Origin of the sequence: Sulfitobacter sp. HI0040, assembly GCF_001634885.1 — a bacterium.
Classification (GTDB): Bacteria; Pseudomonadota; Alphaproteobacteria; order Rhodobacterales; family Rhodobacteraceae; genus Sulfitobacter.
Genome location: NZ_LWEX01000302.1, coordinates 1 through 241 on the forward strand (window position 1 = coordinate 1; position 241 = coordinate 241).

Sequence of the window (241 nt, forward strand, 5' to 3'; positions counted from 1 at the left end):
TGGGTCGTTGTTCATGCCCCCATCGAACAGAATTTAGGAATACTGCCCGGTGCGTGCCAATCTTCATCCTCAAAACGAAGAACGCCTCCGAACGTTGGAGGGGTACGATATCCTCGACACGTTCGAAGAGGCTGAATTCGACGAGATCGTGCAGCTTGCCGCCCGGATCTGCGACGTCCCCATTTCGCTGATATCCCTGGTCGATACGGAACGTCAGTGGTTCAAGGCACGTGTCGGCCTC

At 55.6% G+C, this 241-nt stretch carries 1 pseudogene; it reads left to right on the forward strand.

What is annotated here, in order from left to right:
- Positions 1 to 49: 49 nt before the first annotated feature.
- Positions 50 to 241: pseudogene (locus A3728_RS14230) on the forward strand (hypothetical protein); the annotation flags it as partial.